Annotated in this window: 19 protein-coding genes and 7 tRNA genes; 2 read left to right on the top strand and 24 right to left on the bottom strand. The window is 54.3% G+C overall.

Features of this window, described 5'->3' with window-relative positions:
* Positions 1-26: 26 nt before the first annotated feature.
* The 6 genes from rlmH to leuS all read right to left on the bottom strand — a co-directional run bounded on the left by rlmH (position 27) and on the right by leuS (position 5,767).
* A complete protein-coding gene (rlmH, locus tag GC090_RS14870; protein ID WP_006118409.1) occupies positions 27-497 on the bottom strand; it encodes a 23S rRNA (pseudouridine(1915)-N(3))-methyltransferase RlmH in 471 nt (156 codons plus the stop codon).
* Between the two features lie 3 nt (positions 498-500).
* On the bottom strand, positions 501-818 hold the full coding sequence (rsfS, locus tag GC090_RS14865; RefSeq protein ID WP_006118410.1) for a ribosome silencing factor: 318 nt from the start codon (positions 816-818) through the stop codon (positions 501-503).
* 90 nt (positions 819-908) lie between these two features.
* Positions 909-1,550 carry a nicotinate-nucleotide adenylyltransferase gene (gene nadD, locus GC090_RS14860; protein ID WP_324020233.1) on the bottom strand — a complete coding sequence of 214 codons (642 nt, stop codon included), beginning with the start codon at positions 1,548-1,550 and terminating at the stop codon, positions 909-911.
* On the bottom strand, positions 1,543-2,574 hold the full coding sequence (gene holA, locus GC090_RS14855) for a DNA polymerase III subunit delta (RefSeq protein ID WP_039342893.1): 1,032 nt from the start codon (positions 2,572-2,574) through the stop codon (positions 1,543-1,545). The genes nadD and holA overlap by 8 nt, the downstream gene beginning before the upstream one ends.
* Complete coding sequence (gene lptE / locus GC090_RS14850; RefSeq protein ID WP_006118413.1) at positions 2,571-3,170, bottom strand: LPS assembly lipoprotein LptE; 600 nt, start codon at positions 3,168-3,170, stop codon at positions 2,571-2,573. The genes holA and lptE overlap by 4 nt, the downstream gene beginning before the upstream one ends.
* A 14-nt stretch (positions 3,171-3,184) precedes the next feature.
* Positions 3,185-5,767: a leucine--tRNA ligase gene (leuS, locus tag GC090_RS14845; RefSeq protein WP_039342889.1), complete on the bottom strand. Its 2,583-nt coding sequence runs from the start codon at positions 5,765-5,767 to the stop codon at positions 3,185-3,187.
* Positions 5,768-5,989: 222 nt separating this feature from the next.
* On the opposite strand from leuS, the gene GC090_RS14840 reads away from it, so the two are divergent.
* A complete protein-coding gene (locus GC090_RS14840; protein WP_006118415.1) occupies positions 5,990-6,472 on the top strand; it encodes a zinc ribbon-containing protein in 483 nt (160 codons plus the stop codon).
* Between the two features lie 33 nt (positions 6,473-6,505).
* Here the strand turns inward: GC090_RS14840 and GC090_RS14835 are convergent, their stop codons facing one another.
* From GC090_RS14835 to miaB, 9 genes are all read right to left on the bottom strand, one after another.
* Entirely contained in the window at positions 6,506-7,231 is a 726-nt protein-coding gene (locus GC090_RS14835; protein ID WP_039342886.1) for an amino acid ABC transporter ATP-binding protein, read from the bottom strand.
* Positions 7,232-7,909: a glutamate/aspartate ABC transporter permease GltK gene (gene gltK, locus GC090_RS14830; RefSeq protein WP_006118417.1), complete on the bottom strand. Its 678-nt coding sequence runs from the start codon at positions 7,907-7,909 to the stop codon at positions 7,232-7,234.
* A complete protein-coding gene (locus GC090_RS14825; protein ID WP_006118418.1) occupies positions 7,909-8,649 on the bottom strand; it encodes an amino acid ABC transporter permease in 741 nt (246 codons plus the stop codon). Before GC090_RS14825 ends, gltK begins: the two co-directional genes overlap by 1 nt.
* A gap of 153 nt (positions 8,650-8,802) precedes the next feature.
* On the bottom strand, positions 8,803-9,699 hold the full coding sequence (locus GC090_RS14820; RefSeq protein WP_033739290.1) for an amino acid ABC transporter substrate-binding protein: 897 nt from the start codon (positions 9,697-9,699) through the stop codon (positions 8,803-8,805).
* A gap of 510 nt (positions 9,700-10,209) precedes the next feature.
* On the bottom strand, positions 10,210-11,733 hold the full coding sequence (gene lnt / locus GC090_RS14815; RefSeq protein WP_324020230.1) for an apolipoprotein N-acyltransferase: 1,524 nt from the start codon (positions 11,731-11,733) through the stop codon (positions 10,210-10,212).
* Positions 11,734-11,737: 4 nt separating this feature from the next.
* Entirely contained in the window at positions 11,738-12,619 is an 882-nt protein-coding gene (gene corC / locus GC090_RS14810) for a CNNM family magnesium/cobalt transport protein CorC (protein ID WP_324020229.1), read from the bottom strand.
* A gap of 81 nt (positions 12,620-12,700) precedes the next feature.
* On the bottom strand, positions 12,701-13,174 hold the full coding sequence (gene ybeY, locus GC090_RS14805; RefSeq protein WP_324020227.1) for an rRNA maturation RNase YbeY: 474 nt from the start codon (positions 13,172-13,174) through the stop codon (positions 12,701-12,703).
* Positions 13,171-14,232 carry a PhoH family protein gene (locus tag GC090_RS14800; protein WP_033739297.1) on the bottom strand — a complete coding sequence of 354 codons (1,062 nt, stop codon included), beginning with the start codon at positions 14,230-14,232 and terminating at the stop codon, positions 13,171-13,173. The genes ybeY and GC090_RS14800 overlap by 4 nt, the downstream gene beginning before the upstream one ends.
* Positions 14,233-14,439: 207 nt before the next feature.
* Positions 14,440-15,864, bottom strand: coding sequence for a tRNA (N6-isopentenyl adenosine(37)-C2)-methylthiotransferase MiaB (miaB, locus tag GC090_RS14795; protein ID WP_033739300.1), 1,425 nt, complete (start codon positions 15,862-15,864; stop codon positions 14,440-14,442).
* 168 nt (positions 15,865-16,032) lie between these two features.
* On the opposite strand from miaB, the gene ubiF reads away from it, so the two are divergent.
* On the top strand, positions 16,033-17,205 hold the full coding sequence (gene ubiF / locus GC090_RS14790) for a 3-demethoxyubiquinol 3-hydroxylase (protein WP_324021605.1): 1,173 nt from the start codon (positions 16,033-16,035) through the stop codon (positions 17,203-17,205).
* Between the two features lie 93 nt (positions 17,206-17,298).
* Here ubiF and GC090_RS14785 read toward each other — a convergent pair.
* The 9 genes from GC090_RS14785 to GC090_RS14745 all read right to left on the bottom strand — a co-directional run bounded on the left by GC090_RS14785 (position 17,299) and on the right by GC090_RS14745 (position 20,899).
* A tRNA-Gln gene (locus tag GC090_RS14785) sits at positions 17,299-17,373 on the bottom strand.
* Between the two features lie 26 nt (positions 17,374-17,399).
* Positions 17,400-17,474: transfer RNA gene (locus GC090_RS14780), tRNA-Gln, on the bottom strand.
* 6 nt (positions 17,475-17,480) lie between these two features.
* Positions 17,481-17,557 (bottom strand) — tRNA-Met (locus tag GC090_RS14775).
* Positions 17,558-17,579: 22 nt separating this feature from the next.
* Positions 17,580-17,654, bottom strand: a tRNA-Gln gene (locus GC090_RS14770).
* A gap of 34 nt (positions 17,655-17,688) precedes the next feature.
* Positions 17,689-17,763 (bottom strand) — tRNA-Gln (locus GC090_RS14765).
* A gap of 22 nt (positions 17,764-17,785) precedes the next feature.
* Positions 17,786-17,870 (bottom strand) — tRNA-Leu (locus GC090_RS14760).
* Between the two features lie 10 nt (positions 17,871-17,880).
* Positions 17,881-17,957: transfer RNA gene (locus GC090_RS14755), tRNA-Met, on the bottom strand.
* A gap of 217 nt (positions 17,958-18,174) precedes the next feature.
* Complete coding sequence (gene asnB, locus GC090_RS14750) at positions 18,175-19,842, bottom strand: asparagine synthase B (protein ID WP_006118422.1); 1,668 nt, start codon at positions 19,840-19,842, stop codon at positions 18,175-18,177.
* A gap of 304 nt (positions 19,843-20,146) precedes the next feature.
* Complete coding sequence (locus GC090_RS14745) at positions 20,147-20,899, bottom strand: HAD-IIA family hydrolase (RefSeq protein ID WP_033739305.1); 753 nt, start codon at positions 20,897-20,899, stop codon at positions 20,147-20,149.
* Positions 20,900-20,927: the final 28 nt, after the last annotated feature.

The following is a 20,927-nucleotide window of genomic DNA, read 5'->3' as shown; positions in this document are numbered from 1 at the left end:
TGTAATGTCTGGAGTGAGCTTATCGGTTATTCACGATGATAAGGATGATTTGTCGTAATGCTCCATGCGCGATAGAGGCTTTCGGCAACCAGCACGCGCACCAGCGGATGAGGCAACGTTAAGGCCGAAAGCGACCAGCTCTGTTCCGCCGCCGCTTTGCAGGCTGGCGCTAACCCTTCCGGGCCGCCAATCAGCAGGCTGACATCGCGGCCATCCTGTTTCCAGCGTTCCAGCTGTTGGGCCAACTGTGGGGTTTCCCAGGGCTGTCCGGGAATATCCAGCGTGACAATCCGGTTGCCTTTACCTGTGGCGGCCAGCATCGCTTCACCTTCCTTTTCCAGGATGCGTTTGATGTCGGCATTTTTACCCCGTTTGCCCGCCGGAACTTCCGTCAGTTCAAACGGCATGTCTTTGGGAAAACGACGCAGGTATTCCATAAAACCGGTCTGCACCCAGTCAGGCATTTTGGTGCCGACGGCAACAAGCTGCAATTTCACCGCTTAACCCCAGAGCTTTTCCAGTTCATATAACTGACGGCTCTCTTCCTGCATCACATGCACGATGACTTCACCGAGGTCGACCACAACCCAGTCAGCGGCCGTCTTGCCTTCAACGCCCAGCGGCATCAGGCCGGCGGCGCGGGATTCCTGCTCAACGTGTTCAGCGATTGAGGTAACGTGGCGCGTCGAGGTGCCGGTGCAGATGATCATGAAATCAGTAATGCTTGATTTACCCTGAACGTCGAGGGTGACGATGTTCTGACCTTTCAAATCATCAATCTTATCAACAACGAACTCTTGGAGTGCTTTACCTTGCAAAAGGTTCCCCTTTAAAAACTGGTGAGAGCGGGCTGGCTGACGCCCGGGATACAGCCGAAAAATTTAGCGGCGTAGTATATCACGCCCATATCAGTCGCGATATAAGCCGGCGCGGTCGATATAGTCGATTACCGAGGCGGGCAGTAAATCGTCACAGGCGAGATGCTGATGACGACGCTTGCGAATTTCGGTAGCTGAAATGGCATAGCGCGGGGTTTCTGCCAGCCAGATGCCGCCGGCCGGACGCTGCTGCAGTTCCTGAGGATCGTGGATCACGTGTCTGTCCAGCCAGTCCTGCATGTCCGGCGTCGCCATCTCAGTCGGATAGCCTGGTCGCTGGCACACCAGCAGATGACACAGGCTCAGTAAATCCTGCCAGCGATGCCATTTTGCAAGCGTCAGTAATGAGTCCTGACCGATAATAAACCCTAACGGCTGATCGCCACGTTCAGCCCGTATGGCTTCTAACGTATCGACAGTCCATGAGGGCGTGTCCCGTTGCAGTTCGCGCGTATCGATATCAAAAAGCGGCCGATCGCGAATAGCGCACCGCAGCATCGCCAGGCGCTGTTGCGGACTGGCTTCCGGCTGCGGCCGGTGCGGCGGCACATTGTTGGGCAACAGGGTAACCCGGGCCAGGCCAGTTTGCTGCGCCAGCGCTTCTGCCGGGCGTAAATGGCCGAAATGGATCGGGTCGAAGGTGCCGCCAAACAGGGCGTGTAAATCAGACATGTGCAAAACTCGCGGGAAAAGCACGGTTGGCAATCAGCATCGACAGCGTTTGCAACTGTGGCCAGACCGATTGTCCATAATCCTGTTTCAGCGTAATTTCGATTTGCGTCAACAGATGGATTGCCTGTTGTAAGCGCGCTGCATCAAGGCGCTGCAACGCCTCAGTAAAGAGAGGACGGCGATTTTGCCAGATGCGCTGTTGATCCATCAGTGTACGCAGAGGTTGCTGTGTCTGATGACGTTGCAGGTGCAGCAGAGTCATCAGATCGCGCTGCAGCGTCCGCAGCAATATCGTCACTTCGCTGTCTTCACTTTCCAACTGTTGCAGGATATGCAGTGCGCGACGGCTCTTGCCTGCCAGTAGCGCGTCGACCCAGTGATAAGGCGTAAAGTGCGCGGCATCACTGACTGCGGCTTCAACGCGCGGTAGCGTGAGCTTGCCATCGGGCCACTGAAGAGACAGACGTTCAAGTGCCTGCGCCAGCGCCAGCAGGTTACCTTCGTAGCAGTAACAGAGTAGCTGGACCGCCGCATCGTCGATCGCGAGCCTCATCGCTTTGGCCCGGCTGGTGACCCAGCGCGGCAGTTGCGCCTGCTCCGGCGTCTGGCAGGGGACCAGCACCGCATGGGCTGACAGCGCTTTAAACCAGGCGCTGTTTTCCTGCGCTTTGCTGAGTTTCGCCATCCGGCAAATCAGCAAAATATCCTCATGAAGCAGCGAGGCGAGCGTGATCAGATGTTCGGCGATGGCGGCATTGGGACCATTTTCAGGAAACTGCAATGTAAGCGTCTGTCGCTGAGTAAACAGGCTCATTGACTGGCAACTGACAAACAGGCTGTCCCAGTCTGTTTGTGCATCCAGGGTAAAACTCACATGTTCTTCAAAGCCCTGCGCCACGGCGCTGGCGCGAATGGCATCCGCACTTTCCTGCAACAACAGAGGTTCATTGCCGGTTAATAAATAACAGGCGCGCAGCCCCTCACGGAGCTGCGCGCTGAGTTGTTCCGGATAAATCCTGATCATTGCGTCAGGGGTGCCGCGGAAGAGGCCGTTCCCGCAGCAGAGTGAACCGGTTTTGCCACCGTTGACGAAGAGGATGTCTGCGGGCTGTCCATCTGGGCCGCATGTACCGCCAACAGCTTACGAACCAGTTGTTCGGCTGCACGTTGACGCATCTCCTGGGTGATCATGTCCTGTTCCGCATCTTTCGCCAGGGCCGCGTTCGGGTTATCAAAGAACGAGCGATAAACGGTCGTGCTGATAGGGTAGATCCCTTTGTTGGGAATCAAGACCTGAGCCGTAACCACCATCGCCATCTGATATTCAGCGGTGGTGCCGCTGATGAAGACGGATGCGGTGCTTCGGCCCTGAGATTCCCCGCCCAGACGCAGGGTCGGTACGACCATGCTGTTTTTCTGCGTCGCTTCAACGATGTTAACGTTGTTGATTCGCAACTGCTGACGCACCACGCGCGTCAGCGGCCCGTAAGGATCGCCCGTTTCTAAGACCAGCGTTCGCAGTTCCGTCGGCACCTGAGTGGTGCCGCGCGGGTGAAAACCACAGCCAGCGGTGATCACCGCCGCCAGCATGACAAACAACCTGATAATCGGATGTCGCACAGTTCCTCCTGAACTTAACCCACAACCAGGTTAAGCAGTTTGCCCGGTACATAAATGACTTTACGAATGCTCACACCATCAAGGTATTTCGCCACCAGGGGCTCCTCAGCAGCGCGCGCCTGAACCTGCTCCTGTGTAGCCTCGGCTGCCACAGTAATTTTACCCCGCACTTTACCGTTGACCTGCACCACGACCAGCAGAGAATCTTCGACCATTGCGGCGTCATCCGCCACTGGCCATTCCGCATTGTCGATAGTGCCTTCGCCGCCCAGCGTCTGCCACAGCACGTAGCTGGCATGCGGGGTGAACGGATACAGCAAACGCGTCACGGCCAGTAAGGCCTCCTGCATCAACGCACGATCCTGCTCGCTGTCCTGCGGCGCACGCGCCAGCTTGTTCATCAGCTCCATGACCGCCGCAATCGCGGTGTTAAAGGTCTGGCGACGACCAATATCATCCGACACTTTGGCAATGGTTTTGTGCAGGTCGCGGCGCAACGCTTTCTGATCGTCATTCAGGCTGGCGACGTCCAGGGCAACCGTTGCACCTTTCTGTGAATGATCGTAGACCAGTTTCCAGACACGTTTCAGGAAGCGGTTTGCCCCTTCCACACCGGATTCCTGCCACTCCAGCGTCATATCCGCAGGCGAGGCAAACATCATGAACAGACGGACGGTATCGGCACCATAGCGCTCAACCATCAGTTGGGGATCGATGCCGTTGTTTTTCGACTTGGACATTTTGCTCATGCCCGCGTAAATCACCTCGCGGCCCTGAGTATCTACGGCTTTAACAATGCGGCCTTTCTCATCGCGCTCGACGGTCACGTCAACCGGCGAAACCCAGTTACGTTCGCCGTTAACGCCCAGATAATAGAACGCATCCGCTAACACCATGCCCTGGCACAGCAGACGTTTGGCTGGCTCATTCGAATTCACCAGGCCTGCATCACGCAGCAGTTTATGGAAGAAGCGGAAATACATCAGGTGCATGATGGCGTGTTCGATACCGCCGACATACTGATCTACCGGCAGCCAGTAGTTTGCTGCAGCCGGGTCCAGCATACCGTCCTTGTAGTCTGCACAGGTATAACGCGCGTAGTACCAAGACGATTCCATAAAGGTATCAAAGGTATCGGTTTCGCGCAGCGCAGGCTGACCGTTCACGGTGGTTTTTGCCCAGTCCGGATCGGCTTTAATCGGACTGGTAATGCCGTCCATGACCACGTCTTCCGGCAGAATCACCGGTAACTGGTCTTCTGGTGTCGGCATGACGGTGCCATCTTCCAGGGTTACCATCGGAATCGGCGCGCCCCAGTAACGCTGACGAGAAACGCCCCAGTCGCGCAGGCGATAGTTAACTTTACGCTCGCCAACGCCTTTTGCCGCCAGCGCATCTGCAATGGCGTTAAAACCGGCACTGTGATCCAGGCCGCTGCACTCGGCAGAGTTAAACAGCGTACCTTTGTCGGTCATCGCGGCGGCGCTGACGTCAGGCTCGCTGCCGTCCAGATTGAGGATAACCGGTTTGATCGGCAGATCGTATTTGGTCGCAAATTCCCAGTCGCGCTGGTCATGCGCCGGCACGGCCATGACCGCACCCGTACCGTATTCCATCAGGACGAAGTTCGCGACCCACACAGGAAGACGTTCACCCGTTAACGGATGCACGACAGACAGGCCTGTCGCCATGCCTTTCTTTTCCATGGTGGCCATATCGGCTTCGGCTACCTTGGTATTGCGGCATTCTGCGATAAAATCAGCCAGAGCAGGGTTGCTGGCCGCCGCCTGTGCCGCCAGCGGATGACCGGCGGCGACAGCGACATAGGTCGCGCCGTAGAAGGTGTCCGGACGCGTGGTATAAACTGTCACTTTTTCGCTGCTGTCTGCCACGTCAAAGGTGATTTCCACCCCTTCAGAACGGCCGATCCAGTTACGCTGCATGGTTTTGACCTGCTCAGGCCACTCTTCCAGCGTATCCAGATCGTTTAACAGCTCTTCGGCGTAATCAGTGATTTTAATGAACCACTGTGGGATCTCTTTGCGCTCGACTTTGGTGTCACAGCGCCAGCAGCAGCCATCGATAACCTGCTCGTTAGCCAGTACGGTCTGATCGTTCGGGCACCAGTTCACCGCCGAGGTTTTTTTGTACACCAGGCCTTTTTCATACAGTTTGGTGAAGAACCACTGTTCCCAGCGGTAATACTCCGGTTGACAGGTCGCCAGCTCGCGGCTCCAGTCATAGCCAAATCCCAGCAGCTTAAGCTGGTTTTTCATGTACGCGATGTTGTCATAAGTCCAGGGCGCCGGCGCGGTATTGTTTTTGACCGCCGCGCCTTCCGCAGGCAGACCGAAGGCGTCCCAGCCAATTGGCTGCAGCACGTTTTTGCCGAGCATGCGCTGATAACGCGCAATGACGTCGCCGATGGTGTAGTTACGAACGTGGCCCATGTGCAGGCGGCCAGAAGGATAGGGCAGCATAGACAGGCAGTAGTACTTCTCTTTGCCTTCCTGCTCAGTCACTTTAAACGTTTCGTTTTCATCCCACTGCTGCTGAACGCGGGATTCAATCTCTTCCGGGCGGTATTGCTCTTGCATGGCTGCCTGTGGTCCTTAATAGATGACACTTTGCTGACTTTACGATCCGCATAGCATACCCATAAGGCCGCACATCAACAACACTTCCCACTTTTACGGGGGCGATTTATCGTCAACGCATCCCTGCTTTCACTCTTTTACGCTTCCTTACCCAGCGAGCCGGGCAAATGTGACAAAGTAGCTAAACTTAGTACAGGTACTGAGCGCAAAAAGGAGAATAAAATGAATAAAGTGGCCCAGGAATATCACGCCTCACTGGCGGTATTAACCGAACGTCTTCGCCACGGCGATCGCGATCTGGATACATTAGTCGACGATCGGCGCCGTCATTTACAAGCGCACTCCGATCTGACGCCGGACGAAATCGATCGGGCGCTGACGTCGGTGCGTCGCGATCTGGCAGAGTTTGGCCGTAACTATGCAGAGGCGGAAGAGCCGGTCGCCGACTCCGTTTTTATGCGCGTGATTCGGGAAAGCATCTGGAAGGAGCTGGCAGATATTACGGATAAAAGTCAGTTAGAGTGGCGTGAGGTTTTTCAGGATTTGCAACATCACGGTGTGTACCAAAGTGGTGAGGTGGTGGGCCTGGGCAATCTGGTCTGCGAAAAATGCCACTTCACTCGCGCCATTTATACGCCGGAAACGCTGTCACGTTGCCCCGAATGCAATCACGATCAGTTTTATCGTCAGCCTTTTGAGCCGTAGAAGAAGCAGGCGGGCTTTGTGCCCGCCTGACGTTTAGTGCAGAATTTTTGCCAGGAAATCCTTTGCCCGCTCAGACTGTGGATTATTAAAGAAGTCATCTTTATGGGTGTCTTCGATAATTTTTCCTTCGTCCATAAAGATCACCCGATTGGCCACCTTACGGGCGAAGCCCATTTCATGTGTCACGACCATCATGGTCATGCCTTCCTGGGCCAGTTCGACCATAACGTCCAGCACTTCATTGATCATTTCGGGATCGAGTGCGGAGGTCGGCTCATCAAACAGCATGGCAATCGGATCCATACAGAGTGCCCGCGCAATCGCGACACGCTGCTGCTGACCGCCCGAGAGCTGGCCGGGAAATTTATCCGCATGCGCTGACAGGCCCACGCGAGTCAGCAATTTGAGGCCTTTCTCGCGGGCGGCGGTTTTGTCGCGCTTTAAGACTTTGACCTGCGCCAGCACCAGGTTATCAATAATGCTCAGGTGAGGGAACAGTTCGAAGTGCTGAAACACCATGCCGACCTTACTGCGCAGTTTAGCCAGATTGGTTTTTTTATTGTTCACTTCAGTACCGTTTACCGTAATGCTGCCCTGTTGCACAGGTTCCAGGCCATTCACGGTTTTGATCAGGGTCGATTTGCCCGAGCCTGACGGCCCGCATACCACAACCACTTCACCGGTCTTGACTTCGGTAGAGCAGTCGGTCAGCACCTGAAATTGACCATACCACTTAGAAACGTTTTTCAGGCTAATCATTTAAACCGTCCTTTTTCTTTTTAGATAGCTGACCAACAGTGACGCGCTCAGGCTGATCACGAAGTAGACCAGACCGGCAAACAACACCATCTCAACCTGGGTACCGTCACGCTCACCGATGGTGGAGGCGGTGCGGAAGAAGTCCGCCAGGCTCAGCACATACACTAACGAGGTATCCTGGAACAGGACGATGCCCTGGGTCAGTAACAGCGGAACCATGGCACGAAACGCCTGAGGCAGAATCACCAGGCGCATGGACTGCCACTGCGTCATGCCCAGCGCCAGCGCCGCGCTGGATTGCCCACGCGCAATACTGATGATGCCGGCGCGAATGATTTCCGAATAATACGCCGCTTCGAACAGCGAAAAGGCGACCATTGCCGAAATCAAACGAATGTCGGTTTTAGGGGAAATACCCAGCACCTGCTGCAGGAAACTCGGCACCACCAGATAAAACCACAGCAGGACCATAACCAGCGGTACCGAACGGAACAGGTTAACGTACAGTTTGGCAAACCAGCTGATGGGCCTGAAGGTCGACAAACGCATCACCGCCAGCAGCGTGCCCCACAGGATGCCGAAGACCACCGCCGTAAGCGTGATTTTAAAGGTAATGACCAGACCATTAAGCAGGTAAGGCAGGCTGGGAGGAATGGAACTCCAGTCAAACGCGTACATCACTTGCCTCCCATATTGCCGGGCAGACGCACTTTGCGCTCAACCAGGCTCATCAAAAACATAATCACCAGGTTGATGGCAATGTAGGCCAGCGTAATGGCCGTAAACGATTCATAGGCGTGTGCGGAATAGTCCAGCAGCTTGCCCGCCTGCGCAGCCATGTCCACCAGGCCGATCGTCGACGCAATCGCCGAGTTTTTAACCAGGTTAAGCATTTCTGACGTCATTGGCGGCACAATCACGCGGTAAGCATTAGGAAGCAACACATAGCGATAGGTTTGCGGCAGCGTCAGGCCCATTGCCAGCCCGGCATTCTTTTGTCCCCGCGGCAAAGACTGAATCGCCGCGCGCACCTGCTCGCAGACGCGTGCGGCGGTAAACAGGCCCAGACAGATCACCGACGAGATAAAGAACTGCAGGTTGGGATCCAGCTCCGACTTAAACCACATGCCAAGCTTCTGACCAACCAGCTCTGGCGCCACCAGATACCAGAAGAAGAACTGCACGATCAGGGGGATGTTACGAAACAATTCCACATAGCAGGTGCCAATCGTTGCCAGCAGGCGATTAGGCACGGTACGCAGAATGCCAAAGAATGAACCTACGCAGAAAGCGATAATCCAGGCACAGCAGGAGACAGCAATTGTCACCTGAAAACCGGACCACAACCAGCCGAGATAGGTGGTATTTCCGAACGGGGCCTGTTCGAGAAAAATGCCCCAGTTCCAATCGATACCCATAACGAACTCCGGTAAAAAAGGGTAGCAGAGCTACCCTGAAGATTGATGAACGGCTTAATGCGCCTGAGTCAGGGGAACGACCCGATCAGGCGGTCTGTCCACGCCGCGGTTTCAGCAATCGAGAGGGCGACAGCGCCGCCCTTGTTATCGTTGTTAATTCAGCGCTTTATCATTCGGCGTTTTGAACAGGGCTTTCATGTCATCAGACAATTCAAAGTTCATGTTCAGGTTTTTAGGAGGAATAGGCTGTTTAAACCAGGTGTCGAACCATTTTTCTGCCTGGCCGGAGGTCTGGGCTTTTGCAATGGTGTCATCAACCAGCTTTTTGAACTGCGGATCGTCTTTGCGCAGCATACAGCCATAAGCTTCTTTAGACTGTGGCGTACCGATAATGACCCAGTCATCCGGTTTTTTCGCTTTAGCGCGTTCGCCAGCCAGCAGGGCGTCATCCATCATAAAGGCCACGGCACGACCGGTTTCCAGCGTACGGAACGAATCACCATGGTCTTTGGCGCTGATGATGCGCATATCCATCTTTTTCTCGTCGTTCAGTTTATGCAGCAGCACTTCTGACGTCGTACCTGAGGTCACCACGACAGTTTTGCCTTTCAGATCGTCAAAATCCTTAATTGGGCTGCCTTTTTTAACCAGCAAGCGGGTACCGATAACAAAAATGGTGTCGGAAAAGGCCGCCTGTTTCTGGCGCTCAAGGTTGTTGGTCGTTGAGCCACATTCGTAGTCATAGGTGCCGTTTTGCAGCAGCGGAATACGGTTCTGTGAAGTAATCGGGATCATTTTGATCTGCAGATCAGGTTTATTCAGCTTCGCTTTAATGGCATCAGCAATCGCGTTTGAATAAGCCTGTGAATAGCCAACGACTTTCTGTTGGTTGTCGTAATATGAAAAGGGAACTGACGATTCGCGATGCCCGATAACAATGACGCCACTGTCATTAATTTTTTTCAGGGTACCGCTGAGATCTTCCGCCTGGGCCGCTCCCGCTGCTGCGCTCAACAGCAAAAGAGATAATGCCACTTTGCGTAATTGCATGTTCCAACTCCTTCGTGTGGAAATTGCACAGGATCAACCCTGTACTGAGTGTGATGTTGTGTGTATTTTGCACTGCTTTTCTTATTATTCCCTCGCGCTTCTGCGCTTAAGAATATTCACTAACATAGCGGATTGTTAACCTAATGAAACAAAAAAGTTTCTTTTTTGCGATGGCATTCGCACCAAAAAAAGGCAATCGCGCGTCCATGCACGCGGAAGGTGCGCAGATTGAGCGTTAATGGTGCATTACGCCCATGCCATCGCGGGTAACAAGCCCCGCATTGCAGGAATACAGAAACATTTAGCAATCATCGTGCCAGAATAAAATGACAGTGGGGTGAACGGGCGGTTTGACTGAAGAAGCAGAAGCAGAAGCAGAAGCAGAAGCAGAAGCAGAAGCAGAAGCAGAAGCAGAAGCAGAAACAAAAGCAGTAAAAGGGGGAAGGGAAACAGCGTGCGGATTAAGACACCGCGAAAGGCTGTGGCGAAGCAGCGCTTCACCACAGCGTGTCAGCGCTGACGTCGGATGAAGGCCAGTAACCCGGCCAGCACTGTCGCTATCCATACCGGCCAGAGCCCGGCTTTCGAGTATGGCGTTTCGCCGCGGGTAGGCGTTACCTTATCCACGAGTACGCCGCGCGAGAACTGCGGCAGAACCTTTTCCACATCGCCATTGGCATTCACCACGGCGGTTACGCCATTGTTGGTGCCGCGCAGCAGCGGTCTGCCCAGCTCAAGTGCGCGCATACGCGCCATCTGGAAGTGTTGCCAGGGACCAATCGAGTGACCAAACCAGGCATCATTAGAGACGGTCAGCAGAAAGTCGGTGTCCGGACGGAAGTTCGCCCGCACCTGCTCACCCAACACGATCTCGTAGCAAATCGCCGTCGTAAGGTGATAATTCGCCACATTGAGCTGAGGCTGCAAATAGGCACCGCGGCTGAAGGCAGACATCGGCAAATCGAAGAAGGGGGCAAGCGGGCGCAGCAAATCCGCCATGGGAACAAACTCACCAAACGGCACCAGATGGTTTTTCTGATAGCGGTTAGTGCTGAAGTAGTTGTAGGGCTTCGGCCCGCCCAGCACAATAACCGTGTTGTAATCATGATAACGATTCTGCTCCAGGCGCGAATCCACGATACCGGTCACCAGTGCGCTACCGCGCGCGCGGAGTTCGGCATCCAGCGAACGCAGGAACGGTTGCTGGTTACTTTCCAGATCGGTAATTGCCGACTCCGGCCAGATAATAATGGGGGCTTTTCCCATCAGCGGCTGGCTTAAATCGTTATAAATGCGCAGCGTATTCAGCAACTGCTGCGGGTCCCACTTCATCGACTGGGGAATATCGCCCTGCACCAGCGCGACATCGACCGCCTGCTGGGGTAAAGGTTGATACCAGTGCAGATAACGCAACGGCCAGCATATTGCCAGTACCGCGAGCGCGCCCACCAGGCTTTTCACCTGACGTCGCTGCTGCGCATAAACCAGCAAACCCGCAATGACCATCAGCAGGAAGGTAATACTTTCCACGCCAGCCAGCGGCGCAATCCCCTTTAGCGGGCCATCAATCTGACTGTAGCCAAACTGCAACCACGGAAAGCCGGTTAAAATCCAGCCGCGCAAAAACTCCGTCACCTGCCATAACGCGGGAGCGGCCAGCGCCAGTCGCCACAGTGTGGGACGTGGCCAAATCCGGTTCAGGATGCCGGTAAACAGCGCCGGATAAACCGCGAGGTAAGCCGCCAGCAGGACCACCAGAAAAACGTTCACCGGGCCAGGCATGCCGCCAAAAGTGGCAATGCTGACATAAACCCAGTTAATACCGCAGCCAAACAGGCCAAATCCCCAACTGAAACCAATGGCGCTGGCCTGAGGGCTGGTGCGGTTCAGCGTCAGAAGTTGCAGGCCGAACAGCGAAAGCAGGGCGGCAGGCCAGAAATCATAAGGGGAAAAGGCGAGCGTGCCACAGGCGCCGCTCAGTAAAGCCAGCAGCAGACGGACCCGCTGCTGCTGGTAAAAGGAGGCTAATGCCATAGCGTTATTCGTCATCCAGTTGAGGTAGCGCCGAATTTTCCGGGATTTTTACGTGAACCTGAATGATACGGCGGCTGTCGGCCATGGCAACTTTGAACTGGTAACCATCAATGTCGATGCTTTCACCGCGCGCCGGCAGATGACCAAAGCCCTGCATTACCAGTCCACCAATGGTATCCACTTCGTCATCGCTGAACTGGGTGCCGAACACCTCATTGAAATCCTCAATGGGGGTTAACGTACGCACCGTGTAGGTCTGGCGGTTGAGCTGGCGGATATCCCGATCTTCCTCATCGTCATATTCGTCTTCAATTTCGCCAACAATCAGTTCGAGAATATCTTCAATCGTAACCAGTCCGGACACGCCACCAAACTCATCGATCACAATCGCCATATGATAGCGCTGGGAACGAAACTCTTTTAGCATACGGTCAACGCGCTTGCTCTCAGGCACAACCACCGCAGGACGCAGCACTTTTTCGACGCTGAAGGCTTCTGATTCGCTGCTCATAAACGGCAGCAGATCTTTCGCCATCAGGATGCCTTCAACATGGTCCTTGTCTTCGCTGATCACCGGAAAGCGGGAGTGTGCGGAGTCAATGATCACATCCAGGCACTCTTCGAGGTTCTGGTTGCGTTTCAGGGTGATCATCTGAGAGCGCGGAATCATGATGTCGCGTACGCGCTGTTCTGCAATATCCAGCACGCCTTCCAGCATGTCGCGGGTATCCTGATCAATCAGGTCCTTTTGATTGGAATCACGGATAAGGCTCAGGAGCTCGTCACGGTTTTTGGGTTCACCGTGAAACAGTTGGTTGAGCAGTAGGGAAAAAAATCCCTTTTTACTACTGGGTGCATCGCTGTTTTGAGAATGGTCGTCGCTCATGGCGGTTTTTAAAGATCTCTCTGGTCAGTAAGTGATGCTGCCGGTCGGGTTACCAGCAGCAGGATGGCCTGAGTCCACAACTCAGGCGTTTTCTTTCTCCGAAATGTACGGATCAGGATAACCAAGAGCAAGCATTATCTCGGTCTCCAGACCTTCCATCTCTTCGGCTTCGCTGTCTTCAATGTGATCATAACCCAACAGATGCAGCGTACCGTGAACCACCATGTGCGCCCAGTGGGCTTCGACGCTTTTCCCTTGTTCCTGCGCTTCCTGTTCCACGACCTGACGGCAGATGATCAAATCGCCCAGCAGGGGCAATTCAATACCGGGTGGCGCTTCAAAAGGAAATGACAACACATTGGTGGGTTTATCTTTACCACGGTAGGTCAGGTTAAGCTCATGGCTTTCCTGTTCATCCACCAGACGAATAGTCACTTCGCTCTCCGTCTGAAACGGCGTCACCGCAGCTTCCAGCCAGCGCTGAAACTGGCTTTCCGTGGGGAGATTTTCTGTTTGTTCACAGGCCAGTTGCAGGTCGAGAATCACGTCGCTCATGGTTTCTCCTGAACGCTATGTTGGGCGGCAAGGGCTTCACGCTTACGCTCTTCAGCCTGCTGATCGCGACGTTTCTGATCGGCTTCTTCCCAGGCTTCATAAGCGGTCACGATGCGTGCCACGACCGGATGACGCACAACGTCTTCACTGTGAAAGAAGTTAAAGCTGATTTCTTCCACTTCAGACAGGACCTCAATCGCGTGACGTAAACCCGATTTTGTGTGGCGGGGCAGGTCAATCTGCGTGACGTCGCCGGTGATGACCGCTTTCGAGTTAAAGCCGATACGGGTCAGAAACATCTTCATCTGCTCGATAGTGGTGTTCTGGCTTTCATCAAGAATGATAAACGCGTCATTCAGCGTACGGCCGCGCATATAGGCCAGCGGCGCGACTTCGATAACGTTGCGTTCCATCAGCTTCTCGACTTTTTCAAAGCCCAGCATCTCAAACAGGGCGTCGTAAAGCGGACGCAGGTAGGGGTCCACTTTCTGGCTCAAATCGCCCGGCAGGAAGCCCAGTTTTTCACCGGCCTCGACGGCGGGGCGCGTGAGCAGGATGCGACGAATCTCCTGGCGTTCGAGCGCATCGACCGCGGCAGCGACGGCCAGGTAGGTTTTACCGGTACCCGCCGGGCCCACGCCAAAGGTGATGTCGTGGTCGAGGATATTGGCAATATACTGTGCCTGATTTGGGGTGCGCGGCTTGATGACGCCACGCTTGGTCTTGATATTGACCGCTTTACCGTAGTCGGGCACGCTTTCTGCCGTTTGTTCCAGCACCCGGCTCTCTTTGATCGCCAGATGAATCTGCTCGGGTTCGATATCCGGAATTTCGCCGCGCACGGGCGCGGTATCGACATAAAGTGTTTTCAGGATCTCGACCGCGGCATTCACGCACAGCACCCGACCAACCAGTTTAAACTGATTGTCCCGGCGGTTTATCTCAATGCCAAGACGACGCTCCAGCTGTTTTACATTGTCATCAAATGGACCGCACAGGCTCATCAGACGGCGGTTATCAGCCGGTTCAAGGGCGATTTCACGGGTTTCAATATTCAAACGAATCCTTTGGGTCACTCAGGGCCAGTTGAAAGGGATTGCGGGTGCATCAGATGTGTTAAGCGGATGCATCATAACGAAATTATTTATGCGGTCACGCCGGGGCGCAAGCTTACGAGGTGATATTTGGGCGGCACCGGCAGAAACCAAGTGCAAAACAGCAGAATGTGCGGCAGCCGACGGTGAGCTGCCGCACATAACGGAAGATCAGGGCTGGAAGACGCCAACGCCGATATCATTTTCTTTGCGGGTACGGGCGATAACGGAGGCCGGGCTCTCAACCACACGTAAGCCCATTTCCTCTTCAGTCCGCACCAGCTTGCCGCGCAAAGAGTTGGTATACACATCGACAATTTCAACGTCGACAAACTTACCGATCATCTCTACCGGACCTTCGAAATTCACCACTCGGTTGTTTTCGGTCCGGCCGGTCAGCTCCATCACGTTTTTACGTGAAATGCCTTCTACCAGAATCCGCTGCACGCTGCCCAGCATACGGCGGCTGATCGCCATGGCCTGCTGGTTGATGCGATCCTGCAGAATATACAGACGCTGTTTTTTCTCTTCGTCGCTGACGTCGTCAGGCAAGTCTGCCGCAGGTGTGCCCGGCCGCGCTGAGTAGATAAAGCTGTAGCTCATATCAAAGTTGATATCACCAATCAGCTTCATCGTTTGCTCAAAGTCCTGCTGTGTTTCACCCGGGAAACCTACGATAAAGTCAGAACTGATCTCAATGTCAGGGCGTGCAGCGCGCAGTTTGCGAATGATAGCCTTGTACTCCAGCGCGGTGTGCGCACGCTTCATCAGCGTCAGAATTCGGTCGGCGCCGCTCTGCACAGGCAGGTGGAGGAAGCTCACCAGCTCTGGCGTATCGCGATAGACATCAATGATGTCATCGGTGAACTCAATCGGATGGCTGGTGGTGAAGCGAATACGGTCAATGCCGTCAATCGCCGCCACCAGACGCAGCAGTTCAGCAAAGGTGCACACGTCGCCGTCAAAGGTTTCGCCGCGATAAGCGTTCACGTTCTGCCCTAACAGGTTCACTTCGCGTACGCCCTGCGCAGCCAACTGCGCGATCTCCAGCAGAATATCGTCTGACGGACGGCTGACTTCTTCACCGCGCGTATAAGGCACCACGCAGAACGTACAATATTTGTTGCAGCCTTCCATGATGGAGACAAACGCGGTGGGGCCTTCGGCCCGCGGTTCAGGCAGGCGGTCGAATTTTTCAATTTCCGGGAAGCTGATGTCCACAACCGGACTTTTGCTGCCGCGCACGGTATTAATCATTTCAGGCAGGCGATGCAGGGTTTGCGGACCAAAGACAATGTCCACGCAAGGCGCACGCTGGCGAATATGATCCCCTTCCTGAGACGCGACGCAGCCGCCAACACCGATGATCAAATCCGGGTTGCGCTCTTTGAGTTTTTTCCAGCGCCCCAACTGGTGGAAAACCTTCTCCTGCGCTTTCTCGCGGATTGAGCAGGTGTTGAGCAGCAGAATATCCGCCTCTTCGGCTTCCTCTGTCAGGGTATAGCCGTGCGTGCTGTTCAGCAGGTCAGACATCTTAGATGAATCGTACTCATTCATCTGACATCCCCAGGTTTTGATATGCAGTTTTTTTGTCATCGAGCTAGCCATTAAATCAGTGCAGTGAAGTGCTGGGCGCGTATTGTAATGCTTTGCTGCGGATGTGACCAGCCTGAGGGCTTTTCTGATCGTGCCTCATTTTTCCGGTACACTTTGCAGGAATACCACCGCGCTGAAAAGTGGCGGCCTAAGAGAGGGATACAAGTGATGCAGGATAACCAGTTTGATGTGGTGATTGTCGGCGGCGGCATGGTCGGAGCGGCGCTGGCCTGTGGTTTAGCGCAGCACCGCTTTCGGGTGGCGGTGATTGAGCGGGCAACCCCGCCACCTTTCGATCCCGACAGCCTGCCGGACGTGCGCATTTCCGCTGTCGGCTCCTCGTCGGTGGCGCTCCTGAAACAACTGAACGTCTGGCAACGCGTAGAGGCGATGCGCTGTGCGCCTTACCGCAAACTGGAAACCTGGGAGTGGCAGACGGCGCAGGTCAGTTTCGATGCGGAGTCGCTGGGTTTGCCTGAACTGGGTTATATGGTGGAGAACTCGGTGCTGCAACGTGCGCTGTGGGAAGAGATGACGCAGCGAGGTATCACCTTGCTGTGCCCGGCGACGATGGAGGCTCTTCAGCCCTGTAATGCGGGCTGGACGCTGTCATTAAGCAATGGCACGACCGTAACCGCAAAATTAGTGGTGGGGGCAGACGGCGCAAGTTCACAGGTGCGACAGATGGCGGGTATTGGGATTCATGGCTGGAGTTACGCACAGTCCTGCTTACTGATCAGCGTCACCTGCGAGCATCCGGCTGGCGATGCGACCTGGCAGCACTTTACGCCCGACGGTCCACGCGCTTTCCTGCCGCTGTTCGGTCATCATGCCTCGCTGGTATGGTATGACGCCGCCGCCCGTATCCGACAGTTACAGGCCATGCCTGTCGCGCAGCTGGAGAAAGAGATCGCCCATCACTTTCCGGCCCGACTGGGCCGTTTTCATGTGCATGCAGCCGGTGGCTTTCCCCTGGTGCGTCGTCATGCCGCGCGTTATGTCCTGCCGGGGCTGGCGCTGGTCGGCGATGCGGCGCACACCATTAATCCTCTGGCAGGGCAGGGCGTGAATCTGGGATATCGTGACATCGATGCGTTAATGGATGTATTAATTGCTGCGCGTGACAACGCTGAAACCTGGTCGTCGGAACGGGTGCTGTTACGTTACCAGCGCCAGCGCCGCCACGATAATCTGCTGATGCAGAGCGGGATGGATCTGTTCTATTTTACGTTTAGCAACCGCGTCGGCCCGTTAAAGCTGGTACGCAATCTGGGATTGATCGCCGCTGAGCATTCCGGCGTGCTGAAACGTCAGGTCTTGCGCTATGCGTTAGGCTTGTAAGCCTCAGCCACGCGTCGCACGGATGTGACGTGTGGTCATGAGCCGGAAGCCAGAAACAAAAAAGCCCGCTATTGCGGGCTTTTTTGCTTAATTTGGCTGGGGTGCAGGGATTCGAACCCCGGAATGCTGGTATCAGAAACCAGTGCCTTACCGCTTGGCGACACCCCAATGGTGTCAAATCAAATTGTCTAAAATGGCTGGGGTGCAGGGATTCGAACCCCGGAATGCTGGTATCAGAAACCAGTGCCTTACCGCTTGGCGACACCCCAAGAAAATGGTGGCTACGACGGGAATCGAACCTGTGACCCCAGCATTATGAGTGCTGTGCTCTAACCAGCTGAGCTACGTAGCCAAATTGTATTGCCTTTCGATGATGGCTGGGATACCTGGATTCGAACCAGGGAATGCCGGTATCAAAAACCGGTGCCTTACCGCTTGGCGATATCCCATTCGTCCACTCGCAGCCGCGAGATACATCGAAATTGGCTGGGGTACCTGGATTCGAACCAGGGAATGCCGGTATCAAAAACCGGTGCCTTACCGCTTGGCGATACCCCATCCATGCTGCCGACTCGTGAAATGGTGCGGGAGGCGAGACTTGAACTCGCACACCTTGCGGCGCCAGAACCTAAATCTGGTGCGTCTACCAATTTCGCCACTCCCGCAAAAAAAAGATGGTGGCTACGACGGGAATCGAACCTGTGACCCCAGCATTATGAGTGCTGTGCTCTAACCAGCTGAGCTACGTAGCCATCTTTTTTCGCGCAACCTTCATCGGCGTTGCGGGGCGCATTATGCGGAGTTGACTACACAGCGTCAACAAGTTTTTTGCCGTTTTTTGCCTTCAAACGCCTGTTTGTCTGGCTTATAACCAGGGTGGTGCTTTATTCGGCAATTTTTCAGTGAATACAACGGCAACTCCACAAAAAATGGGCCATTACTGGCCCATCTGTTCACTCAGTATAGCACTTATTTGTAAGCGGACTGGTGCACGCCCACGGCACGTCCTGAAGGATCGTCCATGTTTTTGAAGGCTTCATCCCACTCAATCGCTTTTGCCGACGAACAGGCAACAGACGGCCCACCTGGCACGCACTCGGCAGCACTTGGCAGTGGGAACAGTTCTTCGAAAATTTCGCGATAGAGATACGCTTCTTTCGAACCCGGCGTGTTATACGGGAAGCGGAAATGCGCCGTCGCCAGTTGCTGATCGCTAATCTGCTTAGCCGCCACTTCTTTCAGCGTGTCAATCCAGCTGTAACCTACGCCGTCAGAGAACTGCTCTTTCTGACGCCAGGCAACGCTTTCAGGCAGATAGGAAGAGAAACATTCGCGCAGAATGTGTTTTTCCATTTTACCGTTGCTGCCGCACATCTTGTCCTGTGGGTTGATACGCATGGCGACATCCAGGAATTTCTTATCCAGGAACGGCACGCGCGCTTCTACGCCCCAGGCGGACATCGCTTTGTTGGCGCGAGCACAGTCAAACATGTGCAGAGCCAGCAGCTTACGCACGTTCTCTTCATGGAATTCTTTGGCATCAGGCGCTTTATGGAAATAGAGGTAGCCACCGAAGACTTCATCTGCGCCTTCGCCTGACAGCACCATTTTAATGCCCATCGCTTTGATCTTACGCGACATCAGGTACATCGGCGTGGAGGCACGAATGGTGGTCACATCGTAGGTTTCAATGTGGTAGATCACGTCACGAATAGCATCCAGACCTTCCTGCACCGTGAAGTGGATTTCATGGTGAACCGTACCCAGGTGCTCGGCAACCAGTTTGGCTGCTTTCAGATCCGGTGAGCCTTCCAGACCGACGGCAAAAGAGTGCAGCTGTGGCCACCAGGCATCGCTTTTGTCCTGATCTTCAACGCGCTTAGCGGCAAAACGCTTGGTCACGGCTGAAATAATAGAAGAATCCAGACCGCCAGACAGCAGCACGCCATAAGGAACGTCTGACATCAGATGACTTTTTACCGACTCTTCCAGCGCATGTTTCAGGCCAGCCGCGTCAGTCACGTTGTTTTCAACGTTTTTGTATTCCATCCAGTCACGCTGCCAGTAACGACGAATTTCACCGTCAGTACTGGAAAGGTAGCTTCCCGGTGGGAATTCTTTAATGGTGCGGCAAACCGGCACCAGTGCCTTCATTTCAGACGCCACAAACAGGTTGCCGTGCTCATCGTTGCCCATATACAGCGGAATGATACCGATATGGTCGCGACCAATCAGATACGTTTGCTTCACGGTGTCGTACAGGATAAAGGCAAACATGCCCTGCAACTCGTCCAGGAAATCGACGCCTTTTTCCTGATACAGCGCCAGAATGACTTCGCAGTCCGAACCGGTCTGGAAACTATAACGATCGCTTAACTCTGCGCGCAGGGCTTGATGGTTGTAGATTTCACCGTTGACGGCCAGAACGTGAGTGTGATCGGCGTTATACAGTGGCTGTGCACCGTTGTTGACGTCGACAATTGAGAGACGTTCGTGAGCAAGGATCGCGTGGTCGTCAGCATACACACCTGACCAGTCCGGCCCACGGTGACGCATTAAGCGTGAGCTTTCCAATGCTTTTTTACGTAACTCAACGGGATCGCTTTTCAGATCCAGCACACCAAAAATAGAACACATATCTGACTCCTGAACTCACCTGCGGCGATGTAATTTTACGTTTGTCCGGCAGCCGTTCGCTGCGTGATGTATAAGAAAATGCGTTATTTCAGGTGCACAATGCAAGAGGAATCGTGTTTCACTGATAAAAAGGTTGTTGAATAACCCTGGATATTGAATTTTATCTAATGAAATTGTCTTTTTATTGATGAATCGGCAATGAAAAGTGATTTTGGGGTGTTTTTTGAACGATCTCAAGCCAGCAGAGAGGGGCAAGGAAGGGGAATGCACTGCCTGAGGCGGCAGTGCGTCATAAGCTGAACGTTTAGAAGAGATCGATATCGGCCACGGAAGGGAAAATCCAGTCAGGACGGAAAGGCATCGCGTCAATATCGCTCAGGGTTGACACCCCAGACAGGACAAGAATGGTTTCCAGTCCGGCCTGAAAACCGGCCAGAATATCGGTGCGAAGGTTGTCACCCACGATCACCGTGTCCTCTGAGTGCGCCTGCATTTTATTCAGCGCGGCACGCATGATATACGGGCTGGGTTTGCCGACATAAAACGGCCTGCGACCGGAGATCTTTTCAATACCGGCACACAAGGCACCGCAGGCGGGCACGAATCCCCTGGCGTGCGTGTCGGGGTTGGTGGCAATGAAACGCGCCCCGTTTGCCACAAAGAAAGCCGCCTTATGCATCATGTCCCAGTTAAACGACCGGGTTTCGCCCACGATGACAAAGTCCGGGTTAACGTCAGTGATGGTAAAGCCCGCTTTGTAGAGTTCGTGCACCAGCGCACCCTCACCAATGACATAGGCTTTTTTGCCTTCCTGACGACGCAGAAAGTCAGCGGTCGCCATGGCTGAGGTGTAAAACACCGAATCCGGTATGTCGATGCCCGCGGAGGAGAAGCGATTGGCTAAGTCCCGCGCCGTCTGGGAAGGGTAGTTGGTCAGCACCACTAATGGCATATCTTTAGCCAGAATGCGCTGCAAAAACTCTTTTGCACCGGGCACCGCGGTATTGTCGTGCATCAGCACGCCATCAATGTCACAAATTACATTTTTAATCGTCATAAATGTGTTCCGATGCGCGCTGTCAGAA

The organism is Pantoea sp. JZ29, assembly GCF_035190385.1.
In the GTDB taxonomy this organism is placed as follows: domain Bacteria; phylum Pseudomonadota; class Gammaproteobacteria; order Enterobacterales; family Enterobacteriaceae; genus Pantoea; species Pantoea stewartii.
Note: the sequence above shows the minus strand (reverse complement) of the source record. Positions and strands in the feature narration are given on the sequence as shown.

What these genes read in the sequence shown, in the direction of transcription:
- nadD (WP_324020233.1), bottom strand. Translation starts at nt 1,550, where the DNA reads ATGTCTGATTTACACGCCCTGTTTGGCGGCACCTTCGACCCGATCCAT.
- holA (WP_039342893.1), bottom strand. Translation starts at nt 2,574, where the DNA reads ATGATCAGGATTTATCCGGAACAACTCAGCGCGCAGCTCCGTGAGGGG.
- leuS (WP_039342889.1), bottom strand. Translation starts at nt 5,767, where the DNA reads ATGCAAGAGCAATACCGCCCGGAAGAGATTGAATCCCGCGTTCAGCAG.
- GC090_RS14840 (WP_006118415.1), top strand. Translation starts at nt 5,990, where the DNA reads ATGAATAAAGTGGCCCAGGAATATCACGCCTCACTGGCGGTATTAACC.
- GC090_RS14835 (WP_039342886.1), bottom strand. Translation starts at nt 7,231, where the DNA reads ATGATTAGCCTGAAAAACGTTTCTAAGTGGTATGGTCAATTTCAGGTG.
- gltK (WP_006118417.1), bottom strand. Translation starts at nt 7,909, where the DNA reads ATGTACGCGTTTGACTGGAGTTCCATTCCTCCCAGCCTGCCTTACCTG.
- GC090_RS14825 (WP_006118418.1), bottom strand. Translation starts at nt 8,649, where the DNA reads ATGGGTATCGATTGGAACTGGGGCATTTTTCTCGAACAGGCCCCGTTC.
- GC090_RS14820 (WP_033739290.1), bottom strand. Translation starts at nt 9,699, where the DNA reads ATGCAATTACGCAAAGTGGCATTATCTCTTTTGCTGTTGAGCGCAGCA.
- lnt (WP_324020230.1), bottom strand. Translation starts at nt 11,733, where the DNA reads ATGGCATTAGCCTCCTTTTACCAGCAGCAGCGGGTCCGTCTGCTGCTG.
- corC (WP_324020229.1), bottom strand. Translation starts at nt 12,619, where the DNA reads ATGAGCGACGACCATTCTCAAAACAGCGATGCACCCAGTAGTAAAAAG.
- ybeY (WP_324020227.1), bottom strand. Translation starts at nt 13,174, where the DNA reads ATGAGCGACGTGATTCTCGACCTGCAACTGGCCTGTGAACAAACAGAA.
- miaB (WP_033739300.1), bottom strand. Translation starts at nt 15,864, where the DNA reads ATGACAAAAAAACTGCATATCAAAACCTGGGGATGTCAGATGAATGAG.
- ubiF (WP_324021605.1), top strand. Translation starts at nt 16,033, where the DNA reads ATGCAGGATAACCAGTTTGATGTGGTGATTGTCGGCGGCGGCATGGTC.
- asnB (WP_006118422.1), bottom strand. Translation starts at nt 19,842, where the DNA reads ATGTGTTCTATTTTTGGTGTGCTGGATCTGAAAAGCGATCCCGTTGAG.
- GC090_RS14745 (WP_033739305.1), bottom strand. Translation starts at nt 20,899, where the DNA reads ATGACGATTAAAAATGTAATTTGTGACATTGATGGCGTGCTGATGCAC.